The 19,283-nt window shown below is 60.7% G+C and carries 19 protein-coding genes and 1 tRNA gene; 7 read left to right on the top strand and 13 right to left on the bottom strand.

Features of this window, described 5'->3' with window-relative positions; all coding sequences use genetic code 11:
• The 3 genes from AB4Z25_RS07810 to AB4Z25_RS07800 form a co-directional block, all read right to left on the bottom strand.
• On the bottom strand, nt 1-1,038 hold the full coding sequence (locus tag AB4Z25_RS07810) for a proline racemase family protein (RefSeq protein WP_112538463.1): 1,038 nt from the start codon (nt 1,036-1,038) through the stop codon (nt 1-3).
• Nucleotides 1,039-1,083: 45 nt separating this feature from the next.
• On the bottom strand, nt 1,084-2,334 hold the full coding sequence (locus AB4Z25_RS07805; RefSeq protein WP_112538462.1) for an FAD-dependent oxidoreductase: 1,251 nt from the start codon (nt 2,332-2,334) through the stop codon (nt 1,084-1,086).
• Nucleotides 2,335-2,419: 85 nt separating this feature from the next.
• Nucleotides 2,420-3,673: an alpha/beta hydrolase gene (locus AB4Z25_RS07800; protein ID WP_405049581.1), complete on the bottom strand. Its 1,254-nt coding sequence runs from the start codon at nt 3,671-3,673 to the stop codon at nt 2,420-2,422.
• Nucleotides 3,674-3,850: 177 nt separating this feature from the next.
• Between AB4Z25_RS07800 and AB4Z25_RS07795 the strand changes: the two genes are divergently transcribed.
• Nucleotides 3,851-4,234 (top strand): hypothetical protein, encoded by a 384-nt coding sequence (locus tag AB4Z25_RS07795; RefSeq protein WP_112385395.1) that lies wholly within the window; start codon nt 3,851-3,853, stop codon nt 4,232-4,234.
• Nucleotides 4,235-4,572: 338 nt separating this feature from the next.
• Here AB4Z25_RS07795 and AB4Z25_RS07790 read toward each other — a convergent pair whose 3' ends face one another.
• From AB4Z25_RS07790 to AB4Z25_RS07770, 5 genes are all read right to left on the bottom strand, one after another.
• Complete coding sequence (locus AB4Z25_RS07790; protein ID WP_112538460.1) at nt 4,573-5,454, bottom strand: aldo/keto reductase; 882 nt, start codon at nt 5,452-5,454, stop codon at nt 4,573-4,575.
• 255 nt (nt 5,455-5,709) lie between these two features.
• The gene (locus AB4Z25_RS07785; protein WP_112538459.1) at nt 5,710-6,024 is read right to left on the bottom strand and encodes a hypothetical protein; all 315 of its coding nucleotides are present in this window, start codon (nt 6,022-6,024) and stop codon (nt 5,710-5,712) included.
• Nucleotides 6,025-6,131: 107 nt separating this feature from the next.
• Nucleotides 6,132-6,208: transfer RNA gene (locus tag AB4Z25_RS07780), tRNA-Arg, on the bottom strand.
• A 120-nt stretch (nt 6,209-6,328) separates the two neighbouring features.
• Nucleotides 6,329-7,831, bottom strand: a complete 1,503-nt coding sequence (locus tag AB4Z25_RS07775; protein ID WP_112538458.1) for a sensor histidine kinase — start codon at nt 7,829-7,831, stop codon at nt 6,329-6,331.
• 156 nt (nt 7,832-7,987) lie between these two features.
• Nucleotides 7,988-9,985 (bottom strand): methyl-accepting chemotaxis protein, encoded by a 1,998-nt coding sequence (locus AB4Z25_RS07770; RefSeq protein WP_442207923.1) that lies wholly within the window; start codon nt 9,983-9,985, stop codon nt 7,988-7,990.
• Nucleotides 9,986-10,455: 470 nt separating this feature from the next.
• Between AB4Z25_RS07770 and rpmH the strand changes: the two genes are divergently transcribed.
• The 4 genes from rpmH to yihA all read left to right on the top strand — a co-directional run bounded on the left by rpmH (nt 10,456) and on the right by yihA (nt 13,535).
• Nucleotides 10,456-10,590, top strand: a complete 135-nt coding sequence (gene rpmH / locus AB4Z25_RS07765) for a 50S ribosomal protein L34 (RefSeq protein WP_112385299.1) — start codon at nt 10,456-10,458, stop codon at nt 10,588-10,590.
• Between the two features lie 22 nt (nt 10,591-10,612).
• Nucleotides 10,613-11,020 carry a ribonuclease P protein component gene (gene rnpA / locus AB4Z25_RS07760; RefSeq protein WP_112538456.1) on the top strand — a complete coding sequence of 136 codons (408 nt, stop codon included), beginning with the start codon at nt 10,613-10,615 and terminating at the stop codon, nt 11,018-11,020.
• Nucleotides 11,020-12,813: a membrane protein insertase YidC gene (yidC, locus tag AB4Z25_RS07755; RefSeq protein ID WP_112538634.1), complete on the top strand. Its 1,794-nt coding sequence runs from the start codon at nt 11,020-11,022 to the stop codon at nt 12,811-12,813. Before rnpA ends, yidC begins: the two co-directional genes overlap by 1 nt.
• Nucleotides 12,814-12,878: 65 nt before the next feature.
• A complete protein-coding gene (yihA, locus tag AB4Z25_RS07750; protein ID WP_112538455.1) occupies nt 12,879-13,535 on the top strand; it encodes a ribosome biogenesis GTP-binding protein YihA/YsxC in 657 nt (218 codons plus the stop codon).
• 49 nt (nt 13,536-13,584) lie between these two features.
• On the opposite strand, the gene AB4Z25_RS07745 is transcribed toward yihA, so the two are convergent.
• The 3 genes from AB4Z25_RS07745 to AB4Z25_RS07735 form a co-directional block, all read right to left on the bottom strand.
• A complete protein-coding gene (locus tag AB4Z25_RS07745) occupies nt 13,585-14,142 on the bottom strand; it encodes a fasciclin domain-containing protein (RefSeq protein ID WP_112444477.1) in 558 nt (185 codons plus the stop codon).
• A 110-nt stretch (nt 14,143-14,252) separates the two neighbouring features.
• Complete coding sequence (locus AB4Z25_RS07740) at nt 14,253-14,972, bottom strand: anti-sigma factor domain-containing protein (RefSeq protein ID WP_112538454.1); 720 nt, start codon at nt 14,970-14,972, stop codon at nt 14,253-14,255.
• The gene (locus AB4Z25_RS07735) at nt 14,969-15,508 is read right to left on the bottom strand and encodes a sigma-70 family RNA polymerase sigma factor (protein ID WP_112538453.1); all 540 of its coding nucleotides are present in this window, start codon (nt 15,506-15,508) and stop codon (nt 14,969-14,971) included. Before AB4Z25_RS07735 ends, AB4Z25_RS07740 begins: the two co-directional genes overlap by 4 nt.
• A 145-nt stretch (nt 15,509-15,653) precedes the next feature.
• On the opposite strand from AB4Z25_RS07735, the gene argB reads away from it, so the two are divergent.
• On the top strand, nt 15,654-16,541 hold the full coding sequence (argB, locus tag AB4Z25_RS07730) for an acetylglutamate kinase (protein ID WP_112514072.1): 888 nt from the start codon (nt 15,654-15,656) through the stop codon (nt 16,539-16,541).
• A 7-nt stretch (nt 16,542-16,548) separates the two neighbouring features.
• Here argB and AB4Z25_RS07725 read toward each other — a convergent pair whose 3' ends face one another.
• Together AB4Z25_RS07725 and AB4Z25_RS07720 are read right to left on the bottom strand one after the other, a co-directional pair.
• Nucleotides 16,549-17,322: an isocitrate lyase/PEP mutase family protein gene (locus tag AB4Z25_RS07725; protein ID WP_112538452.1), complete on the bottom strand. Its 774-nt coding sequence runs from the start codon at nt 17,320-17,322 to the stop codon at nt 16,549-16,551.
• Entirely contained in the window at nt 17,319-18,398 is a 1,080-nt protein-coding gene (locus tag AB4Z25_RS07720; RefSeq protein ID WP_112538451.1) for a trifunctional transcriptional activator/DNA repair protein Ada/methylated-DNA--[protein]-cysteine S-methyltransferase, read from the bottom strand. The genes AB4Z25_RS07725 and AB4Z25_RS07720 overlap by 4 nt, the downstream gene beginning before the upstream one ends.
• A 96-nt stretch (nt 18,399-18,494) precedes the next feature.
• Here AB4Z25_RS07720 and AB4Z25_RS07715 point away from each other — a divergent pair, with 96 nt between their 5' ends.
• Nucleotides 18,495-19,202, top strand: coding sequence for a pyrimidine 5'-nucleotidase (locus AB4Z25_RS07715; RefSeq protein WP_112538633.1), 708 nt, complete (start codon nt 18,495-18,497; stop codon nt 19,200-19,202).
• Nucleotides 19,203-19,283 lie beyond the last annotated feature (81 nt).

Below are 19,283 nucleotides of genomic sequence, written 5' to 3'. Positions count from 1 at the left end.
CTAGATCTCACCCGCCTGCGGACCCCAGACGTCCGTCAGCGCGAAACCACCGGGATGCGGATCGAAGGGGTCGAGGGCGACCTGGGAGAGGCCGAAGGTGAAGCCGCGGCCGGTGATGGTCGGGATGATTGCCGTGCGTCCGGCGACTTCGGTGACCGACTGCAGGCCGACTTCGAATTCCGAACCGATGATCGAACGCGACGTGAAGATGTCGCCGGGCTTTGCTTTGCCGCGGGCATGCAGTGTCGTCAGGTTGGCCGAGCTGCCAGTGCCGCAGGGCGAGCGGTCGGCGCGGCCGGGCCACATGGTCGTGCAGGTGCGCACCGCGCCATCCGGCTCGATATCGCGGAACATGACATAGGCCACGCCCGAGATCGCGGGGATTTCGGGGTGAACGACCTTGATGTCGCGGTTGATGATATCCTTGAGAACCATACCGGCGCGTACCAGCTCGGCGGCATTCGACTTCTCGATCTTCGAGCCGATCTGGCCGACATCGACAAGCGCATAGAAAATGCCGCCATAGCAAAGATCGACCTTGATCGTGCCCCATTCCGGCGTCTCGACGTCGACATCGAGCTCGTGAACGAAGGCCGGGACCATGGTCAGGCGGACCTTCTCGCAGCGACCGTCGCGGCAGGTTGCGACTGCCTCGACCAGACCGGCGGCGGTCTCGAGCGTCACCACCGTTTCCGGCTCCTTCATCTCGACGATGCCGGATTCCAGCAGAGCCGTCGTCACGCAGATCGAGTTCGAGCCCGAGCTTGCATGCGCCTGATCGGGCTGCAGGATGATGAAGGCCGCATCGGCATCCGGATGCTTGGCGGGGAGCAGAAGGTTGACCGAGCCGATCGGCGCGCCGCGCGGCTCAAGGCAGAGAAAGCGGCGAAGCTCGGTGCCCTTCGGATCGGTGTTCAGCCAGTGCAGCTGGGCCGCCACGGTTTCGCCGGGGATTTTCGGCACGCCGCCGATCGCGACCTTGCCGATTTCACCTTCGCAATGAACATCCAGAAGCTGGATCGTGCGCTTCCATCTCATCCGTCTCGTCCTTCCAAAGCGAGCCAGACCGGCTCGTCGTGCAAATCAGTATCTATCGATGCGGAACGGCGTCATGTCGACCGCCGGCTTCGTGCCCGAGACCATATCGCCAATCAGCTGCGCCGTCGTGGCGGCCAGCGTCAGGCCGAGATGGCCATGTCCGGTGGCATAGAAAACACCCGGCACCTTCGACGAAGCCGATATGATCGGAATCGTGTCCGGCAACGCGGGGCGATGCCCCATCCACTCGCTGGTATCCTCGACCTTCAAGCCGGGCAGCACGCGCTGCGCATGGCGCACGAGAACCCGTGGACGGCGGAAATCAGGCGCGGCATCGAGGCCTGCGAGCTCGACATTGCCGCCGACGCGAATGCCGCCTGCCGTCGGCGTGACCATGAAGGCGCGATGCGGCCAGATCACCGAATAGCGCATGGCAATGCCGGGTTTCATGATCTGAGTGTGATAACCACGCTCGGTTTCCAGCGGGATCGGTTCTCCGAGCTTCGCAGCGAGATCACGGGTATGAACACCGGCGGCAACGATAACGGCATCAACCTCGATGCGGCCGCCGCTTTCCAGGATAACGGCCGAGGTTCCCTCGGGCTTTCGCTCGATGCTGCGCACGCTACCCGACAGGAACCGCGCACCGGCTGCCTCTGCGGCAGCCGCCAGCTTGACGACAAGCTGGTAGGGTTCGCGGATCGATTTATTGTCCGGCAGCAGTACCGCCTTGGCGACCTTGGACGACAGCGCCGGTTCATAATGCTGAATTGCGCCGCCGTTCAGCACTTCGAACTCGAAGCCGTAGCGCTGCATCATCTCGATATGGCCGCGATCACCGGCAAACTCCGACTCGGTCTCGTAGATCGCGAGGCAGCCTTCGTCGGTCATCAGTTCGGGGGCGCCGATTGCCGAAAGCATGGCGCGGGTATCGGCGAGCGCGCGTCCGGTCAGCAGCATTCCGGCATCCTCGATCTCGCGCAGACGCGACGGCCGTCCGGCGGCGATGAAGCGCAGGAACCATGGTAGCATCTTCGGCGCGTAGGATGGACGGAGCCAGACTGGACCTTCAGGATCGAGAAGCCAGCGGGGGATCTTCTTCCAGGTGGCGGGGCCGGATCCGGCAGCGAAATCGAGGGCGATGCTCGCCATATTGCCGTAGGACGTGCCGCGGCCCGGTTCACCCTTGTCGATCAGCGTGACTTGGAACCCGCGTCTCTGAAGCTCGAAGGCAATCGAGGCGCCGATCACGCCCGCGCCAATCACTGCAACTGTTCGCTTCACGTCTTCAGTCATCGCGTCATCCATTATAGCGGGGCCGCCTGCAGCCACCGTCAATCGACGTGATATATCAGATCGCGGACCTTGCCTATGGAAATTTTCACTGGCTCGGCAGCCCTGCCCCGACGCTGTCGCCGACGGAGCCTGCAGTGTTTTCCACCGACTGGCCGAGACGCTTCAGCTGCGCATCATAGTTGCGCCGGGTGCGCGGATCGAAGATCGCAATCGGCGTGCTGACGGCAACACTGGCGGCGCTGCCGACGGTCTGCGCGGCACCGATCGCAACAGCTCCGACGGCCTCGCCGAGACCGACATTCGAGTCGGTGATGGCCTGACCTGCAATCAGGCGATCGCCGATCAGCTTCACGACTTCAGGGCTTTCTGCAAACTTTCCGTGGTTCAGCCGGTCGCCGCCCTTCAGCTTGGTCAGGTCGAGCACGGTGATGCCGGCGGCTTCCAGCTTGCTGCGATAGGGCTCCACCGAAGGGTCGATCTGGCCGAGGCGATCGACATTGCCGGAGATGCGGCGCGAGAGCGCCAGTGCCCGGTCGTCGCGCGACACGAAGATCGTGAAATGCGGCTTCTCCTTGCCGAGGCTGGCGAACTGGCGGCCGAAGACGTCCACGTCGAGATCGGGAGAGGCCAGGATGACGTTGTTGATCTTCGACGCGACTTTCCCGTCGCGGATCGCCATCTGCCGGAGCGCCTCGACGGTCAGCCAGGTTCCCATCGAGTGGGCCATGATGGTGACGTCGCTGACGGCGGGGTTATCGGCCGTGCGCCGCAGAAGCTCCTCCAGCGCATCGCGCGAATAGTTGGTGCTTTCCTTGTCGTAATTGTAATCGAAGATCGAACCGCGGGAGGGCCAGGTAAAGACCACCGGCGCCACATCCGCATGCGAATCGTGGACGATCTGCGCAAAGCGGTAGACGGCATCTTCGTAGAGGTTGTTGAAGCCGTGCACGAAGATCAGCACGCGGCGGCTCTTCGGCATGTGGCCCTTCAGCCATCCCTCGCCTGCCTTCTCGCCCTGCAGTGGATCAACGGAAACAGTCACGAAATTGCGGAGGGGATCGGCGGGCAGGCGCGTCGGCCACTGAACCTGGCCGACCTTGCGGTTGGCCTCCGGAGGGATCGAGACATCAACGGCATTGACCATGAGACCGGTGCCGCGCTCGCCGGAGAACAGCACGCCGGGATCGGTATCCGGCGCGCGCGTCGTGGCGACCAGCAGATTGACCTGCGATGTGCCGGGCTGAACGGATCCGACTGGCGTCATGACGCCGGTCGCGCGGCCACCACATCCCGACAGGACAAAGGCCGACAGCATCACCGCCGCAAGCGTCCTGCGCATGGCTTCCGAGCCGCCCAGCATGCATTCTCCTCTTCGAATACCGGCGATGCGGCTCCGGCTCAAATAAGACGCCGGCAGGAGCGGAGTCAAATAAGGCAGCGATCGCGGCCATGATGAAACTTTGCGCCCGGCTTTGCCGTTACTGCCTCTGACCCCGGGACAAATCGGATGGACGCCATGAAAGCCGTTCTTATCGCCCTTGCTTCGACGACCCTGCTGCTTCCATCCCTCGCCCGCGCGGAACGTCTCGCCGAAGACGATATCCGCCGCGACATCATTGGCAGGACGATCTATCTCGCAACACCGCTCGGCGGCGAACTGCCGCTCAACTATCACACGTCAGGCGCAGTGGACGGCAGCGGCAAGGCGATCGGCCTGGGGCGCTATTTCAAGCCCAGCGATACCGGAAAATGGTGGATCCAATCGGACCAGCTCTGCCAGAAGTTCCAGACCTGGTACAAGGGCGCACCGATGTGCTTCCTGCTGGAGCGGGCGGGCGCTGGCAAGGTAAAGTGGACGCGCGACAACGGCGAGACCGGCGTGGCTCGGATCGGCGAATAATTTTCGAGAGCTGAAATAGAAAAGAGCTCGGTGCGGGAGGAGGTGCACCGAGCTCTTGATCTTGACTGGCAACTGGGAGGAGGAGTGTTACCAGTCGGCGTAAGAGCGCTGGGAGGAGGAGTGCGCTGCTTACGGGGATATAGATAGCCCATTCATTTGGTCAGGAATAGGGATAATACCGCAACGCAGCAATGCACAATACGCATGACTAACTGTATCAATCTTGAGAAGACGCCTCATTTTGCAGCAATTTTAATCAGGTGGTCAAATATCTGCGCAGAGTTTGATCGTGAAGAAGGACACGGCAGCCTAATTGCCGCCGCGTCCCGATGATGACGTCAAGCGGCCTTGAAGAGCTTCCTGCCTTCCGCGTCGAGGGCAGCGAATTCCTCCTCGGACAGCGTTATGCCGACAGCTGCGACATTTTCTTCCAGATGCTTGACCTTGGAGGTGCCAGGGATCGGGAGCATCACCGGGCTGCGCTTCAGCACCCAATCGAGCGCGATCTGGCTTGGCGCGGCATTGTGCTTCCTGGCGATCGTATCCAGCAGCGAGCCTGGCTTTGCCAGATCGCCTGCAGCAAGCGGATACCACGGGATGAAGCCGATATTGTGCTTTTCGGCATAATCGAGCACGTCCTCGCTGGTGCGATCGACGAGGTTGTAGCGGTTCTGGACCGTTGCGACCTTGAAGTATTTCGATGCGGCCTGGATATCGGCCACCGAAACCTCGCTCAATCCCGCATGCCGGATCAGCCCGGCGGCCTGCAGCGACTTGATCGTATCGAACTGCTCGCCGGCCGGCACCTTCGGGTCGATGCGGTGCAGCTGCCAGAGATCGATCTGTTCGACCCCGAGATTGCGCAGGCTCTTGTGCACCTGCTGGATCAGATATTCTGGGCGGCCGAGCGGCAGCCAGATGTCCGGACCATGGCGGGTCAAGCCACCCTTCGTGGCGATGACCGAGCCGTGGCTATAGGGATGCAAGGCTTCCTTGATCAGCCATTCGGAAACGTCGGGCCCATAGGAATCGGCCGTATCGATGAAATTGACGCCAAGCTCTGGAAGACGCTTCAGCGTGCGGATGGATTCGGCGTGATCGGCAGGTTCACCCCAGATACCCCGGCCGGTGACGCGCATGGCGCCGAAGCCCAGACGGTTGACCTCGAGATCGCCGCCGATCTTGAAGGTCCCGGATTGCGCAGCATTCAAAACGGACATGGTCTTTCCTCTCGTATGGATGCGTAAAAACAAGCGAAGTCGCTGAGCTGGCGACGTGCTCCCTGGCGCCTGATGACAGCGCCGGCGGCGTCAGCCTCCTGCAGGCGGAACGATCCCGTTCCGTGCCAGCTTTACATGGGCAGGCAGCTCGCCGAAGGCAATATGTCTGCTGCCGCGGCAGCTGCCTTTTCAGCCACAGTGCGATCGGGCGCCGGTGAAGTCCGCTCCTAGTGTCGAGAGGAAGCGTGTAGCGCCTTACTGATCATAAACGGCGCGATAGCCTTCGGACGAAGCACAGGCGGTATAGGCCCGCCGGGCAGCGCTACGCGACACGGCCTCGCCCTCGCTCTGGTCGTATTGGCCGCTGATCTGCGAGCGCCCCTTGTAGAGCCGCATGGATTCGTCATAGGCGGCATTACCTTCGCCCATGCACATCGTATGCGCGACGAAGGATGGATTGACCGGCGTACCGACGGGATAAAGAACCGGAGAGTTGGCCCGATCGACGCAACCGGAAAGCAAGGCTGCCGCTCCAGCAACCGACACCGCAACCAACATTCTTGCCTTCATCGCATTCACTCCTGCCTGCCTCCGGACAATCCGGCGCCAGACGCAGATAGCCGCTCAAGGTTGCGCGAAGCTAGGCTAGTCGATGATTTTCAAGGAAAGAAAATGAGTGGCGCACCCGAAGAGATTCGAACTCCTGACCCCCAGATTCGTAGTCTGGTGCTCTATCCAGCTGAGCTACGGGTGCGTCTCGAAGCGGCTGAACCGCTTGCGTGGCGATCCTCTAAAGCCTCCTCCGGGGGAATGCAATAGGCTTTGTGAAAAAATCGCGACTTTCGATCTGCAGAGCTGATCTGTGAATTTTGCTTTACTTTTCAGCGTGGCTGCGCGCGCGATAATCTTCCAGCGAAACCGGGCGATCCGGCACTTCGATGCGAAACTGCGTGCCCGCTGAGGGCTTTTCCACAAGTGCAATCGTGCCGCCATGGGCAAGCACAAGCTCGCGGGCAATCGCCAGACCGAGGCCGGTGCCGCCGGAGCGGGCCGAGCCGCGGAAGGCGGTGAAAAGATTCTGGCGGGCTTTCAGCGGCATGCCAGGACCGGTATCGTCGATGATGATGCTGACCACGCTGCCGACGCGTTGCGCGGAGACGGTGATGCGCTTGACGCCATCGGCACCGAGTTCGCCCGGCATCATCAACGCCTGCAGCGCATTGCGGCAGAGATTGTGAATCACCCGGAAGAGCTGCTCGTTGTCGCCGTCGATCTCGATGTCGCTGGGCATCTGCTCCAGAAATTCGATGCCGCTGGCCGGATCGATGGCCAGCATGTCACGAACGTCCTGGGTCAATTCCAGCAGCCGGATTCGGCGGCGGCGCGGCGCCGATTCGGTTGTCTGGCCATAAGACAGGACTTCGGTCGTGTAGCCGACGGCGCGGTCGATCGTTCTGAGCAGCTTCGGCGCAAAACTCTTCACCATCGGATCGTCGACATCGACGAGACGGTCGGACATCAGCTGCGCCGAAGCCAGAATGTTGCGCATGTCATGATTGATCTTGGAGACGGCAAGGCCGAGCGCTGCAAGGTTCTTCTGCTGCTTCAAGGTCTTCTGCAATTCGATCTGCATCGCCGTCAGATGACGGCCGGCGACTGCCAGCTCGTCCCGTCCGCCATCGCCGACAAAGACGTTCTGCGGGTTCTCCGGATCCGTCGAAAACTGCTGCATGCTGCCGCTCAGATTGCGGATCGGGCGGATCAGGATGCGGTTGATAACGAAGAAAACCAGCGTTGCGGTGAACAGCGAGATCAGGACCGACAGAAGCAGAACGTTTCGTGCATAGACGAACATCGCATTGCGCAACGCCCTGTCCTTCATCACCACTTCGACGCCCGTCGCGGTATCGCCGACCGGGCCATAGACGCGAATCATCCGGTTGCCGCCGAAGATCAGCGTATCGAGCGCATCGCAGATGGCGTTTACGGGAGTGACTTTCGTCAGATCGTACTGCTCATCGACGGAGGTCGGCATCTCGGTCATGGCCAGAAGCCGCGAGGTGCCGTCCTTGCGAAGTACGATCGCCTTGGTGCCGGTTGCCTCCAGGGTTTCCTTCTGGAGCATGCGCGGCAGCTCGACGGGCTGAAGGCCATCGATGACGATGGCGGCAGCGGCAGCGGTGTTGAGCTTGTCGTCAAGCCAGCGGATGCGCATGCTGGCAACCGACGGGAAAAAGATCAGAACTTCGGCCAGCATGATGAAAAGCACGGTCATCCAGAGCAGCTTGCCGGAGAGCCCGCCAAACCACCCTGCAGGGCGTTCGCCGCCCGCAGCCGTCATATTCACTGGCATTTCGCTTTGGTCTTGCACCGGCATCGCTGTTTCCGTTCGGCGCAAGCGCCTGCGAGGCAGAGACTTATAATAGACGGTTTGCGATCTGCTTTCAAATCTTCGCGAGGCGCGGCAAGTCGTCACAAAAGAAAACGCCGCCCGAAGGCGGCGTTTCCGATTAGAAAGCTCTGGATCCGGAGATCAAAACTCTTCCCAGCTCTGCTCGGCGACCGCCGCATTGCCGTTGAAGGCGCGGGCGACGGTGTTCATAGCGCGGCGCGCGGGAGACGCGACCGGGCGATGTTCTTCGCGGCGGGCGACGGCCACCTGCGGTGCAGGGGCGTTGGAGACCTTGAAGCGCGAGATGAGGCGGACGAGGCCATCGGCTTCGGCAGAGAGCTTGTGGGTCGCGGCAGAGGTTTCCTCGACCATTGCCGCATTCTGCTGCGTCACCTGATCCATCTGGTTGACCGCCGTGTTGACCTCCTTGAGGCCGGTCGACTGTTCCTTCGCCGCGGTTGCGATCGAATGGATGTGGTCGTTGATGGCGATGACGCGGGTCTCGATTTCCGACAGCGCCTCGCCGGTTGCCTGCACCAGCTTCACGCCGACATTGACTTCATCGCCCGACTTGGTGATGAGCGCCTTGATGTCTTTGGCAGCGGTTGCCGAACGCTGAGCCAGTTCGCGGACTTCCTGAGCGACAACCGCAAAGCCCTTGCCTGCCTCGCCGGCACGCGCTGCCTCAACGCCTGCATTGAGCGCCAGCAGGTTGGTCTGGAAGGCGATCTCGTCGATGACGTTGATGATCTGGCTGATCTCGCGGGATGCCTGCTCGATGCGGCCCATGGCATCGACCGCATTGCGGACGACGACACCGGATGCACCCGACTTGTCCTTGGCTTCGGAAACCATGACGCTGGCTTCCTGGGCACGCTCGGTCGAGTTCTGGACAACCGCCGTGATTTCGTCGAGAGCGGCAGAGGTTTCTTCCAGTGCGGCAGCCTGCTGCTCGGTACGCTTCGACAGATCGTCGGTCGCAACGCGCAGTTCGTTGGTGTTGCCGTTGATGGCTTCGGTCGTTTCGCGAACTTCGCGCATCGTCGTCTGCAGGGTGACGAAGGTGCTGTTGACGTTCTGCTGCAGTTCGGCAAAGGCGCCCTGGAACTCACCGCGCATCGTCTGCGTCAGGTCACCATCGGCAAGGCTTGCAATGACGCGGCGGGTTTCGTTGACACCGGTGTCGACGCTGGAGAGCAGCGAGTTGATGTTGCCTGCGAAATGGTTGAGGCTCTCGTCCTCGTAGTCCTTCTCAATGCGGCGGCTGAAATCACCGGCGGCAGCGGAGGCAACGACGACGGACATGCTCGACTGCAGGTCATCGCTCTTGGCGCGCATCGCCGTTTCCTGGGCGTTGAGGCGCTTGATGGCGAGGCCGTTTTCCTTGAAGACGGCAACGGCCGCGGCCATGTCGCCGATTTCATCCTGGCGGCCTGCATAGGGCACTTCGGCTTCGAAATTGCCGTCGGCGACTTCCTTGATCGCGGTCGTCACTTTCTTGATCGGGCGGCTGAGGTGGCTGGTGCCGATATAGAAGCCAAGGCCGACGCCCGCAGCGATACCGATCGTGGTGATCGCAAGCACAAGCCAGAAGACAGAGTTGCGGAAAGCCTCGATCTCGTCATCGACGGCATCGAGTTCGGCCTTGTCGGTCTTGACGATTGCGTCGATCTCGGCCTGGAAGGCCTTGCGGTTGGCGCGGTTGGCGTCGTTATTGCCCTGATCGTTTGCGGCTGCAGGGCCGACTTCGGTGCCGAGACGTGCAGTCTCGGTGCGGAAGGCGCGGAATTCCTTGGACCGATCGACGAGCTTGCCGAAGCTATCCTTCTGGCTCTCAGGAACCAGCGGCGCCCAGCCAGCGATCACCTTGTCGATCTCGTCGAGATCGGTGTTGATGCCTTTGGCAAAAGGAGCGACGTCCTTGATCTCCTTGGAGGCATAAATGCCACGGGCTTCCATCACGGTTGCCGTGACGAAACGATTGAGACGCTCGCCGGCATAAGCGCGGCTGGAAGCGCTTTCATAGGCGGTCAGCTTATTGTTATACTCGTTCATAGCGAACAATGCCGTCGCGCCGATGACCAGCGCAACGCCAGCCATAACGCTGACAAGCAAATTGATCTTTCCACGAATTTTCAAAGTATAGTCTCCCTAGGGGGTGAAGAGAGACTGGAAAGCAAATTCCCAGCCGAATGACCAAAATATCGGCGAAATTTCTTAAAGTTATGTTTCGGATTTTAGCTATTACGACTACAAGAAATTATCCCTATTATTCGGGCTCACAGCAGATTTTTCGCAAAAATTGCAATCAGCAAGACCGAACCAATGGGAAATCGTGGCTGCCTCAGAAGAACTTCGGCAAAATTCAACCTCATGGGGGTATTGTCGTAGTCGTTAACACCCTGATGCGACTTTTTGCACATTGGCGCTTTAGCGGGCAGGCCGCGTGGACGATTTTTACGGCTATAATTGACTTTTTTGGCGACCGTCCCTATAAGCCGCCGCACGTCCGGTCACTATAGGTCTTTTGGCCTCGCCCGTTCGCAAAAATAACGCTCCTTGCACTTTGCAAAACGTAAGAAGGGCCGCACTCCGCGGTATTAAAATAAATGAAGCGTACTTACCAACCATCCAAGCTTGTCCGCAAGCGCCGCCACGGTTTCCGTGCACGTATGGCTACTGCCGGTGGCCGCAAGGTTATCGCCGCTCGCCGCGGACGTGGCCGCAATCGTCTTTCGGCTTAAGGCCGGAATTGCCCGATAAGAGATGGCGGGCGAATTGACGACCAAAAAAGAACAAGAAGAAATGACTGTCGGGCGGCTGAAAAGCCGCCCGCAGTTTCTTGCTGTTCGCGTGGGCGAAAAGCGCAGGGGCGGCTTCTTCCTGCTCGAGGTACTCGACCGCAAGGAACCCGACACCGAAGCCCGCGTCGGCTTCACAGTCACCAAGAAACACGGCAACGCAGTCGAAAGAAACCGCATGCGGCGGCGTCTTAAAGAGGCGGTGCGGCTTCATGCAGGGTTTGCAATGCAAGCCGGACACGACTATGTGGTTGTCGCGAGAAGGGATGTCTTGAAGGCATCTTTCAAACAATTGACTGCGGAGCTCAAAGCCCGCGTTGAAAACAAGCCGAAACAAAAGCGGTCGAGTGAAGACCGCTCCAGGAACGTATGATGCAAAACAACCGCAATTATTTCATTGCGATCGCTCTTTCGGTGCTGATCGTTCTTGGCTGGCAGTTCCTCTATATGAATCCGCGCATCGAAGCGCAGCGCAAGGCGCAGGAAGCTCAGAAGGCGCAGCAGACCACCGAGCAGACGCAGACGCCTGCCGCCGGTGGCGCACAGCCGGCTCAGACGAACGGCGCTGCTCCGAGCGGCCAGGTGGCAACGGTCGCGACGCGCGAAGAAGCGCTCGCCAAGTCGCCGCGTGTCGCGATCGATACCGCGGCTCTTTCGGGCACGATCAACCTGACCGGTGCGCGCCTCGACGACCTGAAGCTCAAGGGCTATCACGAGACCGTCGACAAGAGCAGCCCGATCATCACGCTGTTCTCGCCAGCTGAAACCAAGGACGGCTACTTTGCCGAACTGGGTTACGTCGGCAACGATCAGACCGGTACCGTTCCGGGCGCATCGACCGTGTGGACGGCACCGGAAGGCGCGAAGCTGACGGAAAAGACGCCCGTTACGCTCACCTATACGAACGACAAAGGCCTGACCTTCGCGCGCACGATCTCGGTCGATGAGCGCTACATGTTCACCATCGCCGACAAGGTGACGAACAGCGGTGCGGCTGCAGCGGCGATCTCTTCCTACGGCCGCGTCACGCGCTACAACAAGCCGACCACGCCTTCGGTCTATGTTCTGCATGAAGGCTTCATCGGCGTCATCGGCGAAGACGGTCTGGTCGAAAGCAAGTACACGGCTGTCGAGAAGGAAGCCGTTACGCCTGCCAAGTCCACCGGCGGCTGGCTCGGCATCACCGACAAATACTGGGCGGCAACGATCGTTCCGCCGCAGAAGTCCGCCTATGAGGCGCGCTTCGCCTACTATCCGGGCACGCAGCCGAGCTATCAGGCTGACTACAAGGAAGACGCCGTCAGTATCGCTCCCGGCCAGTCCGTCGAGCTGAAGAGCCTCGTCTTCGCCGGCGCCAAGGAAGTTCCCGTCATCGACGGCTATGAGGCCTCCTACGAGATCCCGCGCTTCGATCGCCTGATCGACTGGGGCTGGTTCTACTTCCTGACGAAGCCGATGTTCAAACTGATGGACTTCTTCTTCCGTTACTTCGGCAATTTCGGCGTGGCGATCCTGCTGACCACCATCGTCGTCAAGGCACTGTTCTTCCCGCTCGCCAGCAAGCAGTACGCTTCGATGGCGAACATGAAGCGCATGCAGCCAAAGATGGAAGAGCTGAAGGCCAAATTCGGCGACGACCGCATGGGTCTGCAACAGGCGATGATGCAGCTCTACAAGGACGAGAAGATCAATCCTGTCGCTGGTTGCTGGCCGATCGCGCTGCAGATCCCGATCTTCTTCTCGCTCTACAAGGTGATCTACATCACCATCGAAATGCGACACGCGCCGTTCTTCGGCTGGATCAAGGACCTTTCGGCTCCCGATCCGACCTCGATCGTCAACCTTTTCGGCCTGCTTCCCTTCGAGGCGCCGACCCTGCTGCATCTCGGCGTATGGCCGCTGATCATGGGCATCACGATGTTCCTGCAGATGCGCATGAACCCGACGCCGCCGGATCCGACCCAGGCCATGATCTTCACGTGGATGCCGCTGGTATTCATGTTCATGCTGGCAAGCTTCCCGGCCGGTCTGGTCATCTACTGGGCCTGGAACAACACGCTCTCGGTCATCCAGCAGTCGGTGATCATGAAGCGCCACGGCGTGAAGATCGAGCTCTTCGACAATCTGAAGGGCGTCTTCAAACGAAAACCGGCGCCATCCAAGTAGACTTAGAAAAGCCCCGCTCCGGCGGGGCTTTTTCTTGGCGGCAGAAATGATCTATAAGGCAGCCCATGACAGAAAAGAACAATAAGCCCCTCTTCGGGCGGCCCTGGATCTTCATCCGTGGCGTGCCCTCCATGAAATTCCTGCCGCCGGAAGGCCCATTCGAAATCGCCTTTGCCGGACGCTCGAATGTCGGCAAGTCGTCGCTGATCAATGCGCTGGTCGGGCACAAGGGGCTGGCGCGCACCTCGAACACGCCGGGACGGACCCAGGAACTCAATTATTTCGTTCCGGACGGCTATTCCGGCGCCGAAGGCGACATGCCGCCGATGGCGCTCGTCGACATGCCGGGCTACGGCTATGCCCAGGCACCGAAGGATCATGTCGACGCCTGGACGAAGCTGGTCTTCGACTATCTGCGTGGCCGCGCCACGCTGAAGCGCGTCTATGTGCTGATCGACAGCCGTCACGGTATCAAGAAGAACGACGAGGACGTGCTAACGCTGCTCGACAAGGCAGCCGTCTCCTACCAGATCGTCCTGACCAAGACCGACAAGATCAAACCGCCGGCGGTCGTGAAGCTGCTCGCGGAGACGCTCGAGAAGATCAAGAAGCGGCCCGCAGCCTACCCGTTCGTGGTCGCGACCTCGTCCGAAAAGGCAGAGGGGCTCGATGACCTCAGGCAGGCGATTGCCGAAACGGTGGAAATCAGCAACTGGAAGTGAAAGAGGCGCCCCGAAAGACGCCTCCCCACATTCTCCTGCCTGCAATCATTTACATCTTCGGCAGAAGCACCTTGTCGATGACGTGGATCACGCCGTTCGACTGCTTGACGTCGGCGATGGTCACATGAGCGACGCCGCCGTTTTCATCGGTCAGCGTGATCTTGCCCATGCTTTCCTTGGCCTTGATGATGCAGCCACCGACCGTCTTGATGTCGTGCTCGCCGCCATCATCCTTGATCATCTTGGCGACTGTCTTCGACATCGCGTCGGCCGCGACGACGTGGCAGGTCAGAACCTTGGTGAGCTGCGCCTTGTTCTCGGGCTTCAGCAGCGTATCGACGGTCCCGGCCGGAAGAGCTGCGAAGGCTTCATTGGTGGGCGCAAACACCGTGAACGGCCCCTTGCCCTCAAGCGTCGAGACCAGGCCCGCCGCCTTGACCGCGGCAACCAGCGTGGTGTGATCCTTGGAATGCACTGCGTTTTCGACGATGTTCTTGGTGGGGTACATCGCGGCACCACCGACCATCGGATTCTTGGCCTGCGCTGCAAAGGCGATTGCGGACACGGCAGTGGCAAGCGCGATGGTGCGCAAAGCGGACGTGATCATGATTGTTCTCCTCGACGCCGGCTGCAGGACACTGGCCTGATGCCTCGTGCTGCCCGGTCATTGAAGCTACGGGCGGCAGCGGAAAAGAGTTTCGGAGACAGGAAAGAATTTTACGGGCGGTGTGCCGCGCCGCTGGCGACGACGGGTCCCGTCGGAGCGCCCGTCGATGAGCCGCCGAACGGCTCGAGGCTTACGGCGAAGGTCGCGCCCTCGCCGATCTGGCTGCGCAGGTTTGCCGGGATGACCAGCTCACCGCCCTCGCCCGGCTGGAACACGCCTAGCGACTGCGGCCCGCCGCTGCCCGGAACGAGCCAGAGCTGCAGCGACTTTTCTTCCGGCTTGCCCGCGGCGACCGGGATAATGCGCAGGTGGCCGGTATCGGCCTGATACGACGCCAGCAGATTGACCTGGCTGCCGACTGCCGACAGTTCCGCCACCAGTGGTGCCGCCCCCTGTGACGGCGGTACAATGCCGGAGGCGAAGATGATCGCTCCGGCGGCAACGACCAACGAGGCGAAAGTCAGCGAACGCCAGAAGACCGCCGAATTCCACAGACCGCGCGAGAAAGACGGCGCGTGCGCGGGATCGCCAAAGAGACGGGCTTCGACCTGCTTGAAGGTTTCGCGGCTCGGCGCAACTGTCTCATACTCGTCGTTGAAAGCGGAAAGATTGGTTTCCCAGCGGCTGACGATCGCCGCAAACTGGCGGTCACGGCGCATGCGCTCTTCGACAACCCGCCGATCCTGGTAAGAGAGAACGCCAAGCACATACTCGCCTGCGAGCACTTCGTCGCGAGAGCGGCCTCCCTTGCTTTGATCGGGCGATGTCATCGTTCCATGCACTCTCTCAGCTTCAAAAGGCTGCGCCGCAGCCATGTACGCATGGTGTTGAGCGGAACGCCGAATTGGTCGGCAAGTTCCTGGTAGCTCAGTCCTTCGACATAGGCCCGCCTAACCGACGTCGCCCTGTCAGCTTCCAACTCTTCCATGCAGGTGTCAATCCGCCTTCCTTCATCACTCATCACAGCTTGCTTTTCCGGATCAAGTGCGGAGTCGGCAAGATCATAGGCACTATCGAGCTCGTCACTGACGGGCTTTCGCGCGCGCAAGGTATCGATCGCTTGGTTGCGCGCTATTGCCGCAAGCCAGGCAGTGGGTGCGCCCTGCGACGACGCGAAAACCTTGGCACGCTGCCAGATCTTCACATAGATCTCCTGCAGCGCCTCTTCGGCTTCCGCCCTGTCTTTCAAGATACGCAGGCATATGGAGAAAAGTTTCGGGCTCGTTTCCCTGTAAAGGGCGACGAAGGCCTGCCGGTCGGACATCGCCACGCGGCCAATCAGTCTTGCGAGTTCATCGCCGGTCATGCCGCTGCCGCTCTCCCTAATATATCCTTACATAGAGGGACGGGCGCAAAATTGACAAGAGGCCGTCAAACTAATGCGCAACGCATTATTCCATCTGTCAAAAACTTGAGATAAAAGGCCCGCGATCCATTCTGCGGGGTAAGCCATGAACCAGTCCGAAAGCGAAATGCAGGCGCATCTTCTGGCGCAGGCGCTGCCTTTCATGCAGCGCTACGAGAACAAGACGATCGTCGTGAAATATGGCGGTCACGCCATGGGCAATCCCGAGCTCGGCAAGGCTTTCGCCAGCGACATCGCGCTGCTCAAGCAATCCGGCGTCAACCCGATCGTCGTCCATGGCGGCGGCCCGCAGATCGGCGCCATGCTCACCAAGATGGGCATCGAATCCAAGTTCGAAGGCGGGCTGCGCGTCACTGACGCGAAGACCGTCGAGATCGTGGAAATGGTTCTCGCGGGCTCGATCAATAAGGAGATCGTCGCGCTCATCAACCAGACGGGCGAATGGGCGATCGGCCTTTGCGGCAAGGACGGCAACATGGTCTTCGCCGAAAAGGCGCAGAAGAAGATCAAGGACCCGGATTCCAATATCGAGCGCGTTCTCGATCTCGGCTTCGTCGGCGAAGTCGTCGAAGTGGACCGTACGCTGCTCGATCTGCTCGCCCGCTCCGAGATGATCCCGGTCATCGCGCCGGTGGCTCCCGGCCGTGACGGCGCGACCTACAATATCAACGCCGATACGTTTGCAGGTGCGATCGCCGGTGCGCTGAACGCCACCCGCCTGCTGTTCCTGACAGACGTCCCGGGCGTCCTCGACAAGCAGGGCAACCTGATCAAGGAACTCTCCGTCGCACAGGCGCATGCCCTGATTGCCGACGGCACGATTTCCGGCGGCATGATCCCGAAGGTCGAGACCTGCATCGACGCCATCAAGGCCGGCGTCCAGGGCGTCGTCATCCTGAACGGCAAGACGGCGCATTCCGTCCTGCTCGAAATCTTCACCGAACATGGTGCGGGCACGCTGATCGTCCCCTGATCACCGATCAAGGCGCGGCGGCGTAAACCGCTGCCGCGGCTTCCTTCAGCTTTTCCATCATTGCCCGGTAAGGTCCGGGGCCATAGCTGACCCGGCCTACGCCGAGGCTTGCGAGTGTCTTCACGTCAGGCACGCCGGCCCGCATCATGATGTTCACAGGCAGCGGCGATGCCGCGCAGATCTTCTCGATCAGCCTGGCATCAGCAAGGCCCGGCACGAAGAACCCGCGGGCACCGGCCGCCGCATAGGCCTTGCTGCGCTCGATTGCTTCATCGGCAAGAGCGGCATGTTTCGACGGATCGCTCTCTGCCAGGAAAAGATCCGTGCGGGCATTGATGAAAAACGGAATGCCGCGGGAATCGGCCATGGCGCGGATCGCGCTGATCTTGGCCGCCTGCGTTTCCGGGGAATGCAGCCCCTTGCCGCCGACGACCTGATCCTCGAAATTGATGCCGATAGCCCCGGTATCGATGACCTTGGCAACATTGGCCGCGACGCCATCCGGCTCTTCCGAATAGGCGCCTTCAAAATCGACGGAGAGCGGCAGATCGGTTGACGCAGCGATCAACCGGGCGGTGGCGATGAGCACATCCATCGGCAGCTTCTGCCCGTCCGCATAGCCCTGCGCCGCAGCCACCGACCAGCTGCCGGTCGCCAGCGCCTTGGCGCCACCTTCGGCAACCGCCTTTGCCGTTCCGGCATCCCAGATATTGTAGAGAACGACGGGCGTTCCCTTCCGGTGCAGCGCTTCGAATGCCTTTGCCTTATCCGCCTGGTTCATGATGCTTCCTCCATTTCGGGTCTCGCTGCCCGCATTTCTGCTTCGTGTTTCAACAGCCACTGCTTGCGCCAGAGGCCGCCGCCATAGCCGGTCAGCGATCCATCCGCGCCGATCAGCCGATGGCAGGGGATGACGACGGCAATCTGGTTGGCGCCATTCGCGCGCCCAACGGCTCTAAAGATGTGCGGATTGTCCATGTCGCGGGCGATGTCGCCATAAGCGCGTGTCTCGCCCACGGGGATGCGCATCAGCCTCGACCATATCTCCCGCTCGAAAGCTGTTCCGAACGCAAGCGCGAGCGGCGTTTCGAACTCCCTCAGCCGCCCCGCGAAATAGGCTTTCATCTCCGCCTCGATTCGTTCAATCGCGGGCGTACGCCCGGCGGCAACGGTGGAGCGCGTCTTCCGCTGCAGGCTCTCCAGCTCTTTTGGCAACGCCTTGCGGTCATGAAATTCGAGGAGATGCACATGCGTCTGGTCGGCCACCGCAATCATCGGCCCGAGAGGCGCATCGAAGATATCCGCAAAGAGCAGCGCGCGGTTCTGGACGATAACAGGCGCCATGCCGATCATCCGGTGAAAGGCGGCGCGAAAGCTGCTGGCCGATTCATAGCCTGCATCGAGCTGCGCATCGATGATGCGGCCGCCATCGGCGATCTGCTTGGCGGCCTGCCCGAGCCTGCGGTAGCGGGCGATGTCAAGAAAAGTCATCCCGAGCGCGCGCTTGAAGGCGCGGCGCACAGTCGAGAGATCGTAGCCGAGATCGGCGAGGCGATCCTCCGTCCAGCGCGCGGAAGGATCACGGTCGAGCGCCTTCAGGAGATCGTCGACAACAGGCTCCCGCCCCGCCTGCTCCAGCGGCCTGCACCGCTGGCACGGCCGGAAGCCCGATTGCATGCAGGCTGAAATCGAGCCGCAAAAGAGCGTGTTCTCCCGCTTCGGCTTGCGCGCCGGGCAGGTCATCCGGCAAAAGACGCCGGTCGTCTTGACGCAGGCATAGGCGAGCCCCTCGTAATCGGAGCTTCGGGCAATCAGCGCATCGTAGAGCGCGTCATCATCGGGCAGATCGAACAGCATGAAGCCTTTCTACCACCCCGCCGAACCGCCGTCCGCCCGAAATCGGGCGTCTATTTTCGATTGTCGATGATCCCGGGCTCATGCCATAAGACGCGCATGACAAAGATCGATCGCACCCCTGAAAAATCCGACTTCGAGCATGTGAGCGAGTGGGTCTTCGACCTCGACAACACGCTCTATCCGCATCACATCAATCTCTTCGCGCAGATCGACAAGAACATGACGGCCTATGTGTCGGCACTGCTGCAGATGGAGCGGGATGAGGCGCGCAAGCTGCAGAAGCAGTATTATTACGACCATGGCACCACGTTGCAGGGTCTGATGATCCATCACGGCATCGATCCGAACGACTTTCTGGAGAAGGCGCACGCGATCGACTATACGACGCTGTCGCCGCATCCGGAGCTTGGAGACGCGATCAAGGCGCTGCCGGGGCGCAAGTTCATCTTCACCAATGGCAGCGTCAAGCATGCGGAGATGGCGGCGGGTGCGCTCGGTATCCTCGAGCATTTCGACGACATCTTCGACATCGTCGCCGCCGATTTCGTGCCGAAGCCGGCGCAGGCGACCTATGACAAGTTTACGGCCTTGAAGCGGGTGGAGACCAAGAAGGCGGCGATGTTCGAGGACCTGCCGCGCAATCTCGTTGTGCCGAAGGCGCTTGGGATGAGCACCGTTCTCCTGGTGCCGAACAACCTTGAAGACACGGTTGTCGAATGGTGGGAAAAGACCAGCGGCGAGGAGGATCACATCGATTTCGTCACCGACGATCTGACCACATTCCTGGCCAAGATTACCGGCTGACTTACGAAAGTTTCATCCAGCTTACCTAGGTTTAATTGGGTTTTCCGGAACCGCAGCCTTACCTTTTGGTCGTGAAGGGAT

It is taken from the genome of Rhizobium sp. RAF36 (assembly GCF_052114105.1).
Classification (GTDB): Bacteria; Pseudomonadota; Alphaproteobacteria; order Rhizobiales; family Rhizobiaceae; genus Rhizobium.
The sequence above is the reverse complement of the archived record's forward strand: the minus strand, read 5'-3'. Positions and strand labels throughout refer to the sequence as shown.